This is a genomic window from Vibrio paucivorans, assembly GCF_054053395.1.
In genome coordinates, this window is the sequence record NZ_CM133230.1 from 2,557,236 (window position 1) to 2,574,394 (window position 17,159).

The 17,159-nt window shown below is 45.3% G+C and carries 12 protein-coding genes; 7 read left to right on the forward strand and 5 right to left on the reverse strand.

Annotation, left to right across the window (positions count from 1 at the left end; translation table 11 throughout):
- Positions 1 to 53: 53 nt before the first annotated feature.
- A complete protein-coding gene (locus ACXABW_RS11715; RefSeq protein WP_457522821.1) occupies positions 54 to 479 on the reverse strand; it encodes a DUF2850 domain-containing protein in 426 nt (141 codons plus the stop codon).
- Positions 480 to 675: 196 nt separating this feature from the next.
- Here ACXABW_RS11715 and argA point away from each other — a divergent pair, with 196 nt between their 5' ends.
- Together argA and ACXABW_RS11725 are read left to right on the forward strand one after the other, a co-directional pair.
- Positions 676 to 2,013 (forward strand): amino-acid N-acetyltransferase, encoded by a 1,338-nt coding sequence (gene argA, locus ACXABW_RS11720; protein ID WP_252027938.1) that lies wholly within the window; start codon positions 676 to 678, stop codon positions 2,011 to 2,013.
- A gap of 212 nt (positions 2,014 to 2,225) precedes the next feature.
- Entirely contained in the window at positions 2,226 to 2,411 is a 186-nt protein-coding gene (locus ACXABW_RS11725; RefSeq protein ID WP_457525010.1) for a hypothetical protein, read from the forward strand.
- A gap of 65 nt (positions 2,412 to 2,476) precedes the next feature.
- Here the strand turns inward: ACXABW_RS11725 and recD are convergent, their stop codons facing one another.
- The 4 genes from recD to ACXABW_RS11745 form a co-directional block, all read right to left on the reverse strand.
- Entirely contained in the window at positions 2,477 to 4,618 is a 2,142-nt protein-coding gene (gene recD, locus ACXABW_RS11730) for an exodeoxyribonuclease V subunit alpha (RefSeq protein WP_457522823.1), read from the reverse strand.
- 2 nt (positions 4,619 to 4,620) lie between these two features.
- Positions 4,621 to 8,238, reverse strand: a complete 3,618-nt coding sequence (recB, locus tag ACXABW_RS11735) for an exodeoxyribonuclease V subunit beta (RefSeq protein WP_457522824.1) — start codon at positions 8,236 to 8,238, stop codon at positions 4,621 to 4,623.
- A 307-nt stretch (positions 8,239 to 8,545) separates the two neighbouring features.
- On the reverse strand, positions 8,546 to 12,004 hold the full coding sequence (recC, locus tag ACXABW_RS11740; protein ID WP_457522826.1) for an exodeoxyribonuclease V subunit gamma: 3,459 nt from the start codon (positions 12,002 to 12,004) through the stop codon (positions 8,546 to 8,548).
- Between the two features lie 94 nt (positions 12,005 to 12,098).
- The gene (locus ACXABW_RS11745; RefSeq protein ID WP_457522827.1) at positions 12,099 to 13,067 is read right to left on the reverse strand and encodes a TDT family transporter; all 969 of its coding nucleotides are present in this window, start codon (positions 13,065 to 13,067) and stop codon (positions 12,099 to 12,101) included.
- Positions 13,068 to 13,178: 111 nt separating this feature from the next.
- Here ACXABW_RS11745 and ACXABW_RS11750 point away from each other — a divergent pair, with 111 nt between their 5' ends.
- The 5 genes from ACXABW_RS11750 to ACXABW_RS11770 all read left to right on the forward strand — a co-directional run bounded on the left by ACXABW_RS11750 (position 13,179) and on the right by ACXABW_RS11770 (position 17,104).
- Entirely contained in the window at positions 13,179 to 14,069 is an 891-nt protein-coding gene (locus tag ACXABW_RS11750) for a LysR family transcriptional regulator (protein ID WP_457522828.1), read from the forward strand.
- A 133-nt stretch (positions 14,070 to 14,202) separates the two neighbouring features.
- Positions 14,203 to 14,493 carry a YebG family protein gene (locus ACXABW_RS11755; protein WP_252027951.1) on the forward strand — a complete coding sequence of 97 codons (291 nt, stop codon included), beginning with the start codon at positions 14,203 to 14,205 and terminating at the stop codon, positions 14,491 to 14,493.
- Positions 14,494 to 14,702: 209 nt separating this feature from the next.
- A complete protein-coding gene (locus ACXABW_RS11760; RefSeq protein ID WP_457525012.1) occupies positions 14,703 to 15,449 on the forward strand; it encodes a copper homeostasis protein CutC in 747 nt (248 codons plus the stop codon).
- A 43-nt stretch (positions 15,450 to 15,492) separates the two neighbouring features.
- Positions 15,493 to 16,446, forward strand: a complete 954-nt coding sequence (locus ACXABW_RS11765; RefSeq protein WP_457522830.1) for a LysR family transcriptional regulator — start codon at positions 15,493 to 15,495, stop codon at positions 16,444 to 16,446.
- 103 nt (positions 16,447 to 16,549) lie between these two features.
- Positions 16,550 to 17,104, forward strand: a complete 555-nt coding sequence (locus ACXABW_RS11770; RefSeq protein ID WP_457522831.1) for a porin family protein — start codon at positions 16,550 to 16,552, stop codon at positions 17,102 to 17,104.
- Positions 17,105 to 17,159: the final 55 nt, after the last annotated feature.

Consider the following 17,159-nt stretch of genomic DNA (forward strand, 5'->3'; position numbering starts at 1 on the left):
AAATGATACCACGAGGATGACAAACTCTAGGCTAAATCTCAATTACCTATTTGTTAACGAAGGTTATTTTTGTGTTTTTCTAACAAACGGAAGGTCGGCTGATAATAAGCGTCTGTGGCTAACTTCATTTCAGTGTATTGTTCGTTAAGCATTTCATATTTAAACGAGCCCTCACCAGTAGTAAAGCTAAGAAACTTTCCGTCAAAGACAAATTCTGTAGAGACAACCCCGCCTTGAATAAAAATACCTTCAGCACCAATAATGATCTCTTGAGCTGCGTATCCTGCTACATCTTGCTCAACCCAAGTCCCGTAAACGCTCTCTTGTGGTGGCCAGAACGATTGTGAAATCTTGTCGTAAAGTGAACCGAAGGTTGCGAACATTAAACCCAGCACCACTACAATTGCAGCTAGCACACTGATTTCTAACCATCTTTTTTTACTTTTTGGCGTACGCTTATCTGAAGCACTTCCGGCCATTAAAACCTCTTGGTATTGATACCATTACAAATACAAAAATTTACCGAGCCAGACACTATACGCTAACTGGGCCAACCAATGACAGAGCGCGGTAATTTTACGACGTTGTTATTCGTCACTCCCTTCAAAAAACACTTGCCACAAATGAATAAAAAGACAATATTATCGTATATAAATTCAATAAGAGCACGTTACGTTGAAAATTCGTAGTACCGCATTAGTTAAAGGGTTCCGTCAATCCGCTCCTTATGTCAACGCTCACCGAGGCAAGACCATGGTGATCATGCTAGGTGGTGAAGCCGTTGCAGACAATAATTTTACCAACATTATTAGTGATTTAGCACTACTTCATAGCCTTGGTGTAAAAATTGTTTTGGTTCACGGTGCTCGCCCACAAATTAATCAGATACTACAAGCTAACGCCCACACTACCCCATACCATAAAGGTGTTCGCATCACCGATGAGAAAGCCCTACAACTTGTAATGCAAGCTGCGGGACAACTCCAACTCTCTATCACGGCTCGTCTTTCAATGAGCCTCAATAACACCCCAATGGCCGGCACTCAGCTCAATATCGTTAGCGGGAATTTCGTTATCTCTCAACCTTTAGGTATAGATGACGGGATAGATTACTGCCACAGTGGGCGCATTCGCAGAATTGATATAGAAAGCATTAATCGAGCATTGAATCAAAATTCAATTGTCTTATTGGGGCCAATTGCTAGCTCTGTGACAGGCGATTCATTCAATTTATTGTCTGAAGAAGTGGCGACTCAAGTCGCTATCAAACTGAAGGCCGACAAGCTCATCGGGTTCTGCTCCGAGCAAGGGATCATTGACGAAAACGGTAATGCTATTGCTGAACTGTTCCCTAAAGAGGCAGAAAAAATCACTCAGCGCCTGCAAAACGACCGTAACCAAAACGATGATAACGCTTCGGGTACGCTTCGCTTCTTGCGTGCTGCAACTACTGCGTGCCGTGCTGGTGTGCCACGTAGCCACTTAATCAGCTACAAAGAAGATGGCGCTCTCATTCAAGAACTGTTCTCTTTCGACGGTATCGGTACTCAAATGGTCATGGCAAGCGCAGAACAAGTTCGCCAGGCGCAAATTGACGATATCGGCGGGATACTCGACCTTATAAGGCCACTAGAAGAGCAAGGTGTATTGGTAAGGCGTTCACGGGAACAACTAGAACAAGAAGTGCATCAGTTCACCATTATCGAAAAAGACGGGCTGATAATAGGTTGCGCAGCACTGTATCCTTATAGAGAAGACCGTATGGCTGAAATGGCGTGCGTCGCCATCCACCCCGAGTACCGTGATGGCAACCGTGGCTTACTGTTGTTAAAACACATGAAGCATCAATCTAAATCTCAAGGTATCGATCAAATATTCGTGCTAACAACCCACAGCTTGCATTGGTTCAGAGAGCAAGGCTTCTTTGAAATAGGGGTCGAATCTCTACCAATGACTAAACAAAGCTTATACAACTATCAAAGGCGCTCTAAGATCTTGGCACTACAAGTCTGATCAAGAGTCATCGTGAAAGTCTTATCGATGAGACGAAAGAAATCGATTACAAACTTAAAGCTGACAAATCTTCACTTTATTTCATATAGCTGATTGGTTAGAATTTGAGCTCCTCAATGAGGAGCTCCCTTTCGGGGTCATTGGACTCTTTGCCTAACTCAGTTAGGCCCGCATGGATTGCCTTTAGAACGTCACTAATGAGCAAGTTGTCTATGAGAACCATCGTTTGTAACTCTGTCCAGAGTTTCTGGGATATGGCTGATAACCATTTCCTTGAAGGCTTAGATGTGCACTGCGTTTTTCCAGTTAGCGAAGGCTTAAAAGCCTTTATCTTGAACTACCAAGAGCGCTACAAAATCAGAAGTATTTCCTTCACTAACGCATTTCAGCCATCATAAAAATTATGTAGCCAGGGATGGTTACTCACTTTCTATTTCTAATAACCACTCACAATACCTCAGCACTATTGTTTAGCCGCTAACCTAGCAATCAGACCACTCGCCCGCTCTGTTCGAAGCTTAATTCCACGCTTCATCACTCGTTCATCGATGTATAAACTCAAACGTTTCTTCGCTCGCGTTATCCCTGTATAGATCAACTCGCGTGTCAATATCGGAGTAAAATCTGGAGGCAAAATCATTAGCGTATGCTCAAATTCACTCCCCTGAGACTTATGAATCGTCATCGCATAAGCGGTTTCGTGTTCTGGTACACGGCTTGGCAACACTGACTTGACGCTGCCATCTGGCAGTTCGAAGAAGACCTTCAATCTTGGCTCGCTTTCCGAGTCATCCAGCATACAAATGCCGATATCACCGTTATACAAACCTAATGCGTGATCGTTTCTCGCTACCATTACAGGTCTACCGTGATACCAAAGCTCGTCTTGGGTCTGAATCAACTTTTTAGCCGCCAGTGCACGTTCAATACGTTGATTGAGCCCAGTAACACCAAAGTCGCCCTCACGAATAGCACACAGCAAACGACAGCGAGCAAACTGATCCAATACTGCTTTGGCCCGCTTCGCCATGGTTTCGACTTCGCCTGTTGCAGAATCAAGTTGCTGCACATCAATTCGCTTAAGGTAATGGCTATATTCAGCAACCAAAGTCTGCACCATTTGATTGTAGTGTTGGCTATCAATCGGAAACTTAGCGATATCAGAGAAATCTTTTTGCCACACCCAGTCAACTTTTTGCGCCGAACCAGCATTAATGGCTTGCGCTAATTGACCGATCCCAGAACGAGCATCAAATCGATAGCTCTTCTTCAGCATACATAAGCTATCGGCAATAGAGGGCTGCGTATTAGTGGTGTGAGCCAGTGTTTCAAAACTGGTTAAGCGAGCAATTTGAGCCGCTTGACCATAGCTGAAACCCAGCTGGCTGAAAGAACAAATGTCCCCCAGAACCGCCCCCGCTTCTACTGATGCCAACTGATCTTTATCACCCAGTAAAATCAATCTGGCATGCTTAGGTAACGCATCGACCAATTTGTACATCATAGGCAAATCGACCATTGAGGCTTCATCGACCACCAGCATATCTAAGTGGAGTGGATTATCTCTGTTGTGTCGAAACTCTGAGCTGTTAGGCAGTGCGCCGAGCAAGCGATGCAATGTACTGGCATCAGTTGGAATGGCTTGTTTTAGTTCAGGTGCTACAGGTAACTCTGCCACGGCTTTACCAATCGACTCGGTTAATCTCGCAGCTGCTTTGCCCGTCGGTGCGACCAACTTAATCGTTGGCTGCTCAGCTTGACCGTTGTGCTGCGATGAGCTTTGAGCTTGCTCAATCAAAGCAGCAAGTAGTTTGGTTACCGTGGTGGTTTTACCTGTTCCCGGACCACCAGAGATCACGGCAAACCTTTTACTCAGTGCAACCGCAGCTGCGACTTTCTGCCAATTCACACAAGCAGCCAAAGGGACTAGCTCGTCCAACACCGAAAGTTGCTCAATGTTTTTAGCAGCTAGGAGCTTTTGGTCTATGGTAGGCCAATCTAATTTATCCTCTGCCACAACGTCTAGATGGTCACAAACCATACGCTGACGCATCACAGGGGTAGAGTCACCTTCTTGCTGAGATTTATTAATTGCTTCAAATAGATAGCGATAGTTGCGAGCAAATAGATGATCAAGAAGATTGGAAAGTTTTTGGACTTCATTAGGCTTTAGGATCATAGGTGACCCAAAGCTAATCAAACGCTCAGCCAAGGTCACTTCATAGTGCCAATAGCGGTGTAGATAGAGTCGCTCACCATCAAATATCAGCGGTAGCGCTTCACTCTCTTCAGCTGAGTTTTTAGCCACCAAACAAGAGTTGTTGAGCAAGGACACCCAGTCAATCGCCACCACTGTTTGATTTAACTCTAGCGCCGCTTCGCCAAACAAACCCAGTTTAGCAGCGAGATCGACAGGCTGCCCTTCTGCATCAAACAGCGGCAGACAAATATGGCCTTTACCAAGTTCTTGGCTAACTACACCCGCAATAAAAGCGAGCTGATCATCCTGAGACTGGCTAGCGATAAAGCGGGCAAACTGATAATCAAGTTGTCTGATGCTGGATTTGTTTGCCAGTTGTTTAAGCACAGAAATAAGAGTAGTCATGATTACAGTAGCTCCATCTGGCCAGCTTGATTCGTTTTCGCATCGACGCTTTGCCCATCGATGAGTCTGTCCATATCTTTAAGAAACTCTAGGCTTGGTTTGGCAGAGAAAATACCATGCTCGCTTTCTCCGTCCATTCCTCTAAGGAATAGGTAGTAGACACCACCAAAGTGCTGATCGTAGTCATAATCTGCGATTCGACTGCATAAGAAGCGATGTAGCGCTAAGGCATAGATTTGATATTGCAGGTCATAACGATGATCTGCCATGGCAGATTTTAGCGCCTCTCCGTGATAGAAACCGACTTCGTCACCAAGGTGGTTCGATTTCCAGTCAAGGACATAGTATTTACCTTGATGCTCAAACACCAAGTCAATAAAGCCCTTCAACATACCTTGAACGGTATAAAACCCTAGGTCACCAGCCTTAGCAGATAAAGGATCATGACGTTGGATGACGCGATTTAATGCGGGCGCCGCCAATACCTCAATCGGTAGCAAGAACTCCATCTCAACTAATCGTTGGCTTGGCCCTTTCTGGTTAAGCAGCAAAGATTTGCCATCCAGTGGCGTAGCTAACACGGTATCAATCAACTGCTGTAAAATCGGTAGCCAGCTTGGGTCTAGCTGCTCGCTGTCGAGAAGATGAGTGATAATCTCAGTATTCGCTTCGCTAGTACTTGGCTCGGTAAACTCGACTTCTTCGAATAACGTATGCAGGAAAGTACCGGGCCTAGCGCCGCGCGGGAAAGTGAAGATGGACTGCTCTGGTTCAACTAACTCATCTTCATCGTGCTCATCGGAAGAGTCAATATCAAGATGCATTAAGTCGGTAAAGGCATCTGAGCTATGATGAGAGCCCTGTTTTACCAATCCAGAATAACTGGTGATTCGCCAATCTCGATCAATCACACTTTTCAGCTCGCTTGCGGTTAAATCTTGCTGCTGCGAAGTATGGGCAACGAAGACCTCTTGTTGTGGCTCTGGTAAGTCACTTAATCGCACACTTTCAAGCCCATCAACATGCTGTTGGATAGCATTAGTGAGATCATTGATCCCCCCTTCTTTACCATCTTGTAGCAAATACCCCATCGCACTGTGATGAACACCGGTTGGCTCTTTAGTAAAACGACCATTTCTTAGTGGCGCAGCCCCAACAAAACAGCCATAAACGGCACGGGTAAGCGCTACGTAGATTAGGCGTAGATCTTCAGCAAGGCGCTCTTTATCAGCTTGCGCTAAAGAAGTATCTTGCCCAGTAATATCTAAAATGGTTTTGTCTTGTTGCTCATCATAGTATTTTGCTTCGCTAGCCTCGCGATAGCTGAGAACAAAAGGCAAGAACACCAGATCATATTCCAGACCTTTCGATTTGTGGATTGTTACGATTTGCACCAAATTACGCTCTGATTCCAAGCGTTGGATTTGGTCTTCGCTGCCACCTAAACCATTTTGTGCATCACTGATAGCTTGAGCCAACCAACGCAGTAAACCATGGTCACTATCGAGCTCCTGACTTGCTTGCTGTAGCAGCTCACCGATGTGCATCAAATCAGTCAGTGCACGCTCTCCACCTTCTTCTTCTAGTAAACGCTCGGCAATATGTCGCTTGCTCATCACACTGCGCAACATAGGGAGCACGCCTCGCTGAGTCCAGAGTTTACGGTACTCTTTAAACTCATTGATTGCGTTTTCCCACTCATTTTCATCGTTGTTGAGTTTGTCTAAACTGCCCGCATCGAGAGCAAACATTTCAGAAGCTAAGCTTGCTCGTAAGGCGCGATCATTTTCCGGCGTCAGTACCGCTTGCAATAAACGCTGAATATCTTGAGCAACAAGCGAGGTAAACACACTGTCTCGGTTTGATAGATAAACACTCGCAATACCTTGTTTGGCGAGTGCCTCTTTCACCATACGACCTTCATTACTGGTTCGAACCAATACTGCAATATCACCCGCCTGAATCGAATGCTCTCCTTTGCCATCGTTAAAGAACGCTTGCTCATTTTGCGCAGCCGTGAGAACTGTTTGGATTTGATCCGCGGTAGCCTTAGACATTGCCTCTAAGTACTCACCTTTTGGTAATGGCTTCTCGTCGGCATCTTGCAGCCAATAAGTGAGCGCGGGTTGCTTTTGACCACCGATAGTCCAAACGCGTTTATCCGCGTTGGGGCTAGAGTCGACAGGCAAGAATGGAATATCTTTATCGTAAATAAACGGGCTCGAAGGCAATTCAAAAATCTGGTTTACCGCACTGACCATATCCGCGCTAGAACGCCAGTTAGTACCTAGAGTGAAGTGCGACGAAACCTGATTACGCGCTTTGATGTAAGTAAAAATATCTGCGCCACGGAAGCCGTAGATTGCCTGTTTAGGATCACCGATCATAAACAAACCACATTCAGGATTGTTCAAATAGATACGGCTAAAAATGCTGTATTGAAGAGGATCGGTATCTTGGAACTCATCAATCATAGCGACCGGATAAAGAGTTCGAATCCGCTCTGCCAGTAGCTCAGATTCATCACCATCAATAGCGGCAGAAAGATTAGTCAGCAAATCATCAAAAGAAAGCCACTGTTTTTGCTGTTTGGCTTTTGCCAACATTTCGCGACAATGTTCAATCGCATGGGCAAGAATAGGCGCTTTGAGACTGATTGGCGCAGCAAGGAAAGCATCAATCGCTTCAAAAACAAGGTGCTGCGGCGCGGTGCCTTTCGGCGTTTTCTCAACCAAGGTATTCTGGGCAAACTTCTCCAGTTTGTCTGGATAGTCATAGCCTGTCGTTTCTGTTGCCGCCCACACATTGACCGCTTCGAGCCAAATCGGTAATGACTTTTTGGTGTAACTGCGCTTGTTGACGTCAGAGTCACTAATCAGGGCAAAAAAGTCATCCTGATGCTCTCGCCATAGCGATTTCAATTCATCGATACGCTTTAGATTTTGTTGATGTAAGTCCGCTAAACTTCCACTCATCGCAGCAACAGACAGGCTCAGTGGCGCACCAGTCAGATAGCTAGTCACATCGCGTAGTAAATCAGAGGGGGCATTCCAGATTCGGCGCACTTCTCCGGCTAAATTAAGCGGCAAAGGATAGAAATTACGTCGCCAGTAATCGGTAACAATCTGAGCTTTAAGATGACTCTCATCGGTCACAAATTCGTTGTTAAAGCGACTGCCTGATTCAAATGCATTTTGGGTTAACATACGTTGGCAAAAGCCGTGGATGGTATAAACCGCGGCTTCATCCATTTGCCTTTCCGCTTGCAAAAGGATCTCCGCGGCTTGTTTGTGGTCACTGAACTCATCAAGTAAAGGCTCAATCACAGGGTCGCTACTTTTACCTCGGGCAAAAGCAAGACGAGCATCGTGAATTCGAGCGCGGATTCGGTCTCTAAGTTCTGCGGTTGCCGCTTCCGTAAATGTCACCACTAAAATCTGATCGACCGTCAACGGCACCGGATGTTTGGTCTCGGATGTACCGTGACCGAGAAGCAACCTTAGGTATAAGCCAGCGATAGTAAAGGTTTTACCTGTACCCGCCGATGCCTCAATCAATCGTGCACCGTGCAAGGGAAAAGTCATGGCATTAAGCGGAGTAACCATTGACGTTGCTGTCATAAAATATCTGCCTTTTTACTGAAATAGCAGGACCCAAATGTGATCCAGACTCTAAAACTCAAACTATCAATACAAGCTATTGAATTATTGGGAGGGGGTGAGATCTTTCTCACGGTACGTCCACACCCAAATCGCTACTATGCGCGCCATGTGTTGAGCAACTCTAAGCTTGTCTAAGCTGACTAGTTGCAACAAGCCCACCGAATAATGGTCCCTCTGACCTGTGGCCGTACAGCGAACGCCCTACACTATAATGATTTACTGGCGGCCACCTACTTTCCTTCAACCTATTTTCCACTAAGCTGATCTATTGCGCGTCTTCACTGGTCTTTGCCTCTAGTCGAGGTGTTTGCAGTACCAATGTTGTGATGGTGCGTGCCTGCGCTGCTAAATTATCATTCCAACTTGGCCAGATACGCGAGATGTATGGGTTATTGCCTTCACCTGCTGCCATAAAACTATCGTTAAATGTATCGGCCATTTTCTTAAGTGATTTCTCTTCATCATCCACCCAGTTTCCGCGACTGAATCCCGCTTCAACACCCGCTAATGCAGTTCTCGGGAAATAGCACAACGGCTCGGTCATACCTTGATAGAACAAACGAACCAGCTCAGATAACAAGCCATGAGCGTAGCTAGCATCTGCAATTTCAGGGTAGATAAGATGAACAACCCCTTCTTTGCGATCATAGCCAATCATATGGGTGCGCTTACTAATGCCCATCGCCGACATTGCTAGGTGGTCTATCCAAGCGGACAAGTAGTCTTGTGAACGAATCTTACCGCTGCGAAAGCGAATCAAGCCCGACTGATAATACTGTGTCAACCAGCCAGTTAGGTTGATCTTTTTATCCTCACCTAAGACATCAAATGTCAGTTTTACTTCGAGGTCATTAGCTTCGCTGCCACATAAGAAGGTCAGTTTTTCCACTAGCTCCTGCGCCTGAACTCGATTAGTTTCAAACTCGATATCACCAAATGCGCCAACCGGTAATTTCCCTTGAGCACGTTGCTGCTTAACAAAGCTTTCAATCACACCTTTGCTATCTTGACCACCCGAAAGCTGCTGTTTGAGTAAGCTATCTAATAAACTGTCGCGCATTTGATAGCTTTCTAAGCCATTGAGCACAAAGGGCTCGTCATCTTCCATTACCGGCAGCGGTGGCTCAAACATCACCTTTAAGCGGCGATTGAAAAAGTATTGCACTGGCAAACGCCAGAAACGTTGCAGCTCAACCAGATCCAGCTCTAATGGGTAGGTGGCATCGAGTAAGTAGTCTTGCAGCTGTCGATTAAATTCACCGCTTACCTGGCCTAATCTATTTACTGCAGGTAACCACTCTTTAGCATAACTTGGATGCTCACCGACAAACGCGGTGGCACTAAACGGCACCAGAGAGTGGTGAGTGATGAGTTCTGATAGCAGTTTTTCTCCAGACTTATCACTCGCTAACACCTCATCTCCATCTAGGCGGTAGTTTTGATGGCAATACTCCATCAGCTCAGAAACCAGCACCGATGGCACACGTTCGGTATTGTCTTGGATTGAGCGGCCAACATAGCTGATGTATAGCGTTTGCTGTGCAGACAGCATGGCCTCTAAGAATAAGTATCTGTCATCATCCCGGCGAGAGCGATCCCCTGGTTTGGTTCGCCCATTCATCAGATCGAAGCCCTCTGGCGGCATAGAACGTGGATAGACACCATCATTCATGCCCAGTAAGCACACCGTTCTAAATGGAATAGAACGCATCGGCATCAAGGTACAGAAGTTAACTTGTCCAGCAAGGAAGCGTTGGCTGATCCGCGTCCCCGACAGCTTGTTGTTCAAATAGGTGGTAATAATCGCCGGAGATAATGACTGCTCGAAGGCTGCGTCAGTCAGTTGCTCTTTTAAGTGGGCTAAGGTGTCACGAATCGACTTCAGCGCCGCCTCACCTTCGAGTTCAACACTAAAGAAATCATCCAGCAGCAAAGTAAGTATTTCGCGCCAACTATCAATTGGTTGAGTTTGTACTAGTTTGTGTCGGTAATCGCTGATCGTTTCAATAAAGTGCGCCAGCTTGCCCGCTAACTCCGCTCCCATTCCTTGCACTTCATTGTATGGTGACAGCGCCCCTGACTTGGATTCAAACAGCCCTGCTGATTCTGGCATGGCATAGCCAAGTAACATGCGCTCAATACCAAACTGCCAAGTATTTTGTGCTGTCTCAGGTAAATCAAACTCTTGTCCTGTGGTCGAATTCAATCCCCAGCGAATGCCCGACTCTTCGACCCACTGTTTGGCGAGAATAAACTCATCTTCCGTTAACCCGAATCGAGCTAAGATCGCCGGAGTTTCAAGCAGTTCGAGTAACTCAGACGCCAAACAACGGGTGTTTGGCAGGTTAACCAACTGCATAAATGCATTAAGGATTGGGCTTTCTTGGTCGGCGGTACGGTCAGAAATAGAGTAAGGGATAAATCGTTCACCGGGTGCGTTGCCAAACACGGCTTGAATGGCTGGGCTGTAGGCATTGATGTCGGCCACCATGACAATAATATCGCGCGGCTTTAAACTTGGATCGGCATCAAACATCGCCAATAGCTGATCATGTAAGACTTCCACTTCACGCATCGGGCTATGGCAAGCGTGCAGCGTGAGGGATTTATCGCCTAATTGCACCACTTGTTTATGCGTACTGCTTTCCAACTGATGATCATCTTGATGCTCTTCAAGATTGAGAATGTCTGCTTGAAGTTGATGCAGCAATGAATCTCGCTCGACATCAACAAAGGCTTCAATCTCATGGGACTCTAGCTGCGAAAGAAGATACATGTTGTCGCGCCCTAACTTACCCATTGAAGCGAGTAAGCTGTTCCCCACCGCATCGGTATGTAGCTCATCAAGTACGTTATCTTCAATCGAGCCTTTAAGTTGCTCACTCTCGCCCTGTTGCTCTGAGTGGTCTTGATTCCACACCACATGTTTGCGGTGTTTTGCCGCTAAACGCGCTAAGAACTTTCTGTCTCGTACTTCACCCCAGTAGTAACGACAAGGGTTGGTAAACATCAGGTGGACATCAATATGCTCGCCAATGGCTTTAAGCGCATCCAAATAACGTGGCGGCAGTGAGGTAATTCCGAACACAAACAAGCGCTGAGGCAAGTGTTCAAAACTGCCCTGAAAGTTTTCTAAGCTATCGATAAAGTGTTCGTACAAGTTGGCGCGATGATAAGGTGACTGACCTAAGGCAACGGTATGATCGTAAAGCGCTTGCCATAAAATCGGCTGCCAAGGGTGCTCATCTTCCAATTCCAATACCGCTTGCCCCGCTTCCCAACTGGCAATCCACTCTGGTCGATAAACCAAATAACCATCAAAGATATCGGCGATTTTCTCTGAGAGTTGATAAAGCTTGGAGCTGTCTTCGTCTTGCTCTAGATAACGTTTAAGTGGCTCGAACTCTGGCTGATTCAAAAGCCTAGGTAAGATGTGCATCAACTTCCACGTCATCGACTCTTTGTTAAAGGCGCTACGCTTAGGCACGTCTGGCAGCACCTCTGTAAACATATTCCAGATGAAGGTCGCTGGCAGAGGAAAATCAATGTTCGCGGCTACACCAAACTCTTTAGCCAGTTCCATCTTCAACCACTGAGACATCCCCGGGCTTTGCACCAAGATCTGCTCTTTATCGAAAGGGTTTTCTAATGGATTGAGACGAACGAGCTCAACAAGCAGTGACTTTAAGACATCGACTTGGTTGGAATGGTAGACAGTAAACAAAATGCACTCACACTAATATTGCCGCTATTAAGGCCAGATTAGCATAAGTGCATAACGTAGCAGAGAATAATCACCGCCTGACTCAGTCAAAAGGCTACGCATTACTCACTGTTAGTTTGTGGGGTTGGTAAAAGTGCAGGTAACGTATAGCGACATAGCTCACCACGACCGTTGCAACGATTAACTCTAGTCCAGCAAGAAAGTGAACCTGGTTGATGTATTTAGCTGCAACGCCAACCGATTCCATCCAGTGAGTAAGTTTGAACAAAGCTGTAGCACTAATAACAATTGGGAACGTAAACGCCGCGTAGCCTGGGCTAAATGGTAGGCGTAACAATCTAAAGAAAGCCAAGTAGATAATTGCAGTCATTAAAATCGCAATACCAAACAACAGACCAATGATCACTGGTGAAGGGTCGGCCGTTACCGTTAAATATCCAGCTAACGACAGGCTTGCAGGCGCTGCCATGATAGCCATAGTAGGTTTCGCTGCATCAGGGATTTCGTGGGTAAACATAAAACGATAGATCATCATTGGTAACATTACTGCGTACGCCAGCATACCAAAGATAAGTGCACCGTTAGCGATTGGAGCCAATACAGGATTACCAGAGAACGATACATCCGCCACGATAATGCCTACAGGTGGAACAAACCAACTCGGCACCATATGGTGAAGCTCAAACTGCTTTGCTCTGTGGTACAAAAAGCTCACCAAGAACACAACGTGCAACATAACCGCGAATAGCCATAATGTATCACCTGCTAATGGGTAAAAATAGCCGAGAGAATTTGAAACCACCATAGTGCCCATTGCGAACGTAGGCACCACACTACCAACAACAGGGTGCGCTAAATCTTGCTGAAGCAAATGGTTATGGATAAGGAATTTACCCGCGAGAATCACCAATAACACAGTGGCCACTGCGGCGCTGATCCACTGGCCGTAACCATTTAACGTTGCAAAGTTTTCCCAACTCCAACCTAAGCTCGCGATACCTAGTGCTAATCCAGCCATAGGAGTCGGAGCACCCATCAATTTTGTTTTTGCTCGTTGAATCATGGCAACCTCTGTTCAAAATTCTTTCATTGAGGTCAGTTTACGCTTGCACTTCGTTCTAATATATCTAATTATCTAAAACACTCGTTAAGATAACCTAAACGTAATCATTCTATGGCCAGCAATATTTCGTTGAAACAGCTTCGTGTGTTCACAACAATCACTCAGCACGATACCTTAACCTCGGCTTCTGAGTCACTTTTTCTGTCTAAAGCCGCGGTCAGCATGGCTCTTTCTGAGCTAGAGAAGCAAATTGGCCATGCCCTGTTTGATCGAGTTAATAATCGTTTGATTCTCAATCAAGAGGGGCAAAAGCTGTTGCCGCTAGCCGATGAACTGCTCAACCGAGCTCAAAGTATTGATGTGTTATTCGATGATGATCAAACGCTTTCTGGACAACTTCATATTGGTGCCAGCGATACGATAGGAAATCAAGTTGCGCCCTATTTGCTTAGCGACTTTCGTAATGAGACTGAGCATAAGTCTCAAAGCTTGTTCATCTCCAACTCGGCACAAATTTGCCAAAAGCTGATCGACTATGAATTAGATATCGCATTAATTGAAGGCAAAACGCTCCATCCAGAACTTTTATCAACTCAGTTCAGCCAAGATGAGATGTGCATTGTCTGTCATCCAGATCACCCGTTTGCCAATCAGGCTACGACTTCGGTTCATGAGCTAGAAAAAAGTGACTGGATTCTGCGTGAGGCTGGCTCTGGTTCACGTGAGTTTTTCCTCAGAGCCATCGCGCCTAGGATTGAACATTGGCACGAAGCATTTCAACTTAACACCACTGAGGCGCTAATCAACTCTGTCTCTGCTGGGCTCGGGTTTGGTTGCTTATCTAAGCTGTCTGCCGATCCTGCAATACGTGATGGAAGAATCGCCCAGGTTAAGGTGCCTCTCGATATGCAAAGGCGGTTTTGGCTTTTAGTCCATAAAGAGAAATACCAGAGTCCATTGTTGAAGGCATTTATTGAGTTTTGTCATCAATGGAACCGATAACCCTTCGAATAACGAATGTTGACTAACGCGTCGCCACTTAGCTCTCAGAATTGATACTTGACCTAGACTTAAACACGTAAAAACTGTATAAACAGACAGTAATTGAATAATCAAAATTGTTAGAGGATTAACCATGGCTGTAATCGTCAAGTACGTGGTGGAACGCAACGGAGAAGAGAAAATGACTTTTACCTCTAAAGCCGAAGCTGACGCTTATGACAAAATGCTCGATATGGCAGATGAGCTATTTGAACTGCTCGGTAAAAGCGATCTGCTAGAAGACGAAGGCAAACAAGAAGACCTTGCCATGTTCTTGGCTCAGAACAAAGAAGAAGTGTTATACGCTTTAGGTGCGAAACGTAAACCAGCGCCTAAAAAGCCAAAAGCAGTGAAAGATGAAGAGCCAAAAGAAGACGCGGCTTAAGTCTCAGTAGTTTCAAAAACGCCCTAGAGTTCTGCTGTAGGGCGTTTTTCTTTACTACTGTTTTCTTTTCTAAACACTCAATGGTAGATGAGAGACAAAGAGGAAAAGTTCACTGATAAACTTTACCCTTATTGGGGCAACACATTGCGATTACACTTTCATCATTCTCACTGTTCCAAAGCGAGTCAACTATGACTAATCACCTTGAAATGACCTACCACATTGAAGTTTGTATCGATAACCTTGAATCTCTGCATAACGCCATTGAAGGTGGCGCAACCAGAATCGAATTGTGTTCATCTCTGGCATTAGGTGGCCTCACTCCAAGCTATGGTTTGATGAAGAAAGCCGCCCAAATCGCCACTATCCCTGTTTATGCCATGATTCGACCGCGTCAAGGAGACTTCCTCTACGGTCAAGACGATATCGACTCTATGCTTCTCGATATAGAGTCTGCGGCGAATGCAGGCCTACAAGGCGTGGTATTGGGCGTACTCACTGATCAGGGCGAGATTGATATGCCACTAGCTAAGCAGCTAGTCGAAAAAGCCCACCAGCTTCAATTGGGCGTCACGTTTCATCGCGCAATCGACCAGTGTAGTGACTATAAGCAAGCTATCGAGCAAATTGCATCATTAGGTTGCGAGCGCGTATTGACCTCTGGGCTAGCGCCAAATGTCGAACAAGGCGTTGAGGTACTCAAAGAGATGGTGGTATTGGCAGCAGGTCGATTCAATATTATGGCTGGTGCAGGTTTAACGGCTGAAAACGTCACTCGCATTATCAACACAACAGGAGTGACTGAAGTTCATCTCTCAGGAAAGTCCACTCGCCCTAGCCACATGAAATATTATGGTGAAGAAGCTAAGATGGGTAGTCCAAGTATCGATGACTTTGTGGTACCGATTACAAGTAAAGCTGCAATTGCTGAAGTAGTTGCCACCATCAGCAAATAGCGACACAATATGAGAAAGCAATCTTGTCGTACAGAGGATCACCATGGCCAAAGATCTGTTTTCTCGCTTAGATTTGAACTTGCTACGCACCTTTATTGTACTTCATCAAGAATGCAACATGAGAAAGGCCTCCGAGCGCTTACTGGTTTCGCAACCAGCGATCAGTCAGTCTCTGCAAAAACTTCGTAACCACTTTGATGATGAGTTATTTGTTAAAGTGCGTACCGGCTTGGAACCAACCGCCTACGCAGATAAGCTCGCCGATCTCATTACTCCACACCTCAACGGACTGGAAGAAGCACTAAACAACTCTATCGATTTTAACCCTTCTGCTATTAATCAAACTATCAAAGTCGCATTAACCTCTGCGGTCATGGTCTGTTTAAGTGGCCCGTTGTTCGCAAAAATAAAAAAACTGGCTCCCAAAGCCAATATTGAGATGGTCAGTTGGTCGCATAATACAGTCGAAGACATCCAGAAAGGTAAAATCTTAATGGGGTTAAATTATAATTTTGACTACCCAAAAGACCTCTATAGAAACAAAGTTCTGGACTTAACAGGATTGGCCGTGGTGCGCAAAGATCACCCACTAGATGTTAAAATAGCGGTATTAAAAGATTTCGAACCATATGAGCTGGCTTCAATCGTAATCCCTGGTTACAACGATGACCGCAGCTTTGCGGCAGATATGATGAGAAAATATGGGCTGGACGGCAAGGTTGGCTTTCGCTCAGAGCTAATGCTTGCAATTATGGATGTAGTCCAACATACCGACATGATTATGCCACATTCTAACTTATTTCCGATCCACAGATACCCTGAGTTTAGGGGAATTGAGATTAAGATCGACGGCAAACCATACAATTACCCTGTTTTTAATTACTTCCACATGCGTAATCGAAACTCACAATTGTTACATTGGCTGCAAAGCCAAGTCGAAGAGGTACTTCAGGATCAAGTGGCCATCCATAATAACTATCGCTTATCACTAAAATAATGACTACTAGTTAGTCATTATCACATCATATCATTAACATTTGCTCTATTGGATTTAAGTGAGTTCAAGGAAAGAACATTAACTTGATACTAGAGAGTAAATAATGAAAGCAGCACTCACTACACTTTTTGCAACATCACTTCTATCAACTGCAGTATTCGCAAACAACTTTGAAAGCCAGCACCGTGTTGGACTGGGCTACACGAAAACATCGATAGATTTTGTTGATGTTGGCTTATCTGGCGACTGGGGCAACGGCTTTAAACTTGAATATGGCTATGAATTTAACCATATCGTTGGTTTAAACATATCGTATGGCAAAAACAAAGATAGCGCTAGTGACGCATACGGCTCAGTTAAGTTAGACGGTTCCACACTCAAGCTAGATACCGATATTGGCTACAAGTTTATGCTTGATGGTTTCAATATCAAGCCATATGCCGCAATTGGCGTGGCTCGTTACACTGAAGATGTCCGTGTAGACAATCTGGGCTATAAATGGAATGACGCTGGGTTATTCTTAGGCTTTGGCGTTCGCGGTGAGATAGGCCAACATATCTATTCCGACATTCGTTTCGATTATGCCGGGTTTGATGGTGACCTATGGGGAAATGCTGATTTTGACCAATTCTCTTGGACAATCGGCTACCGCTTTTAAAGAACTCCTACCAAGGATGGTAAACCTAAAATAGGAAAGCAGCGATTAACGCTGT

What these genes read in the sequence shown, in the direction of transcription:
- ACXABW_RS11745 (WP_457522827.1), bottom strand. Translation starts at nt 13,067, where the DNA reads ATGATTCAACGAGCAAAAACAAAATTGATGGGTGCTCCGACTCCTATG.
- ACXABW_RS11715 (WP_457522821.1), bottom strand. Translation starts at nt 479, where the DNA reads ATGGCCGGAAGTGCTTCAGATAAGCGTACGCCAAAAAGTAAAAAAAGA.
- recD (WP_457522823.1), bottom strand. Translation starts at nt 4,618, where the DNA reads ATGACTACTCTTATTTCTGTGCTTAAACAACTGGCAAACAAATCCAGC.
- recB (WP_457522824.1), bottom strand. Translation starts at nt 8,238, where the DNA reads ATGACAGCAACGTCAATGGTTACTCCGCTTAATGCCATGACTTTTCCC.
- ACXABW_RS11770 (WP_457522831.1), top strand. Translation starts at nt 16,550, where the DNA reads ATGAAAGCAGCACTCACTACACTTTTTGCAACATCACTTCTATCAACT.
- ACXABW_RS11765 (WP_457522830.1), top strand. Translation starts at nt 15,493, where the DNA reads ATGGCCAAAGATCTGTTTTCTCGCTTAGATTTGAACTTGCTACGCACC.
- ACXABW_RS11760 (WP_457525012.1), top strand. Translation starts at nt 14,703, where the DNA reads ATGACCTACCACATTGAAGTTTGTATCGATAACCTTGAATCTCTGCAT.
- ACXABW_RS11725 (WP_457525010.1), top strand. Translation starts at nt 2,226, where the DNA reads ATGAGAACCATCGTTTGTAACTCTGTCCAGAGTTTCTGGGATATGGCT.
- ACXABW_RS11755 (WP_252027951.1), top strand. Translation starts at nt 14,203, where the DNA reads ATGGCTGTAATCGTCAAGTACGTGGTGGAACGCAACGGAGAAGAGAAA.
- ACXABW_RS11750 (WP_457522828.1), top strand. Translation starts at nt 13,179, where the DNA reads ATGGCCAGCAATATTTCGTTGAAACAGCTTCGTGTGTTCACAACAATC.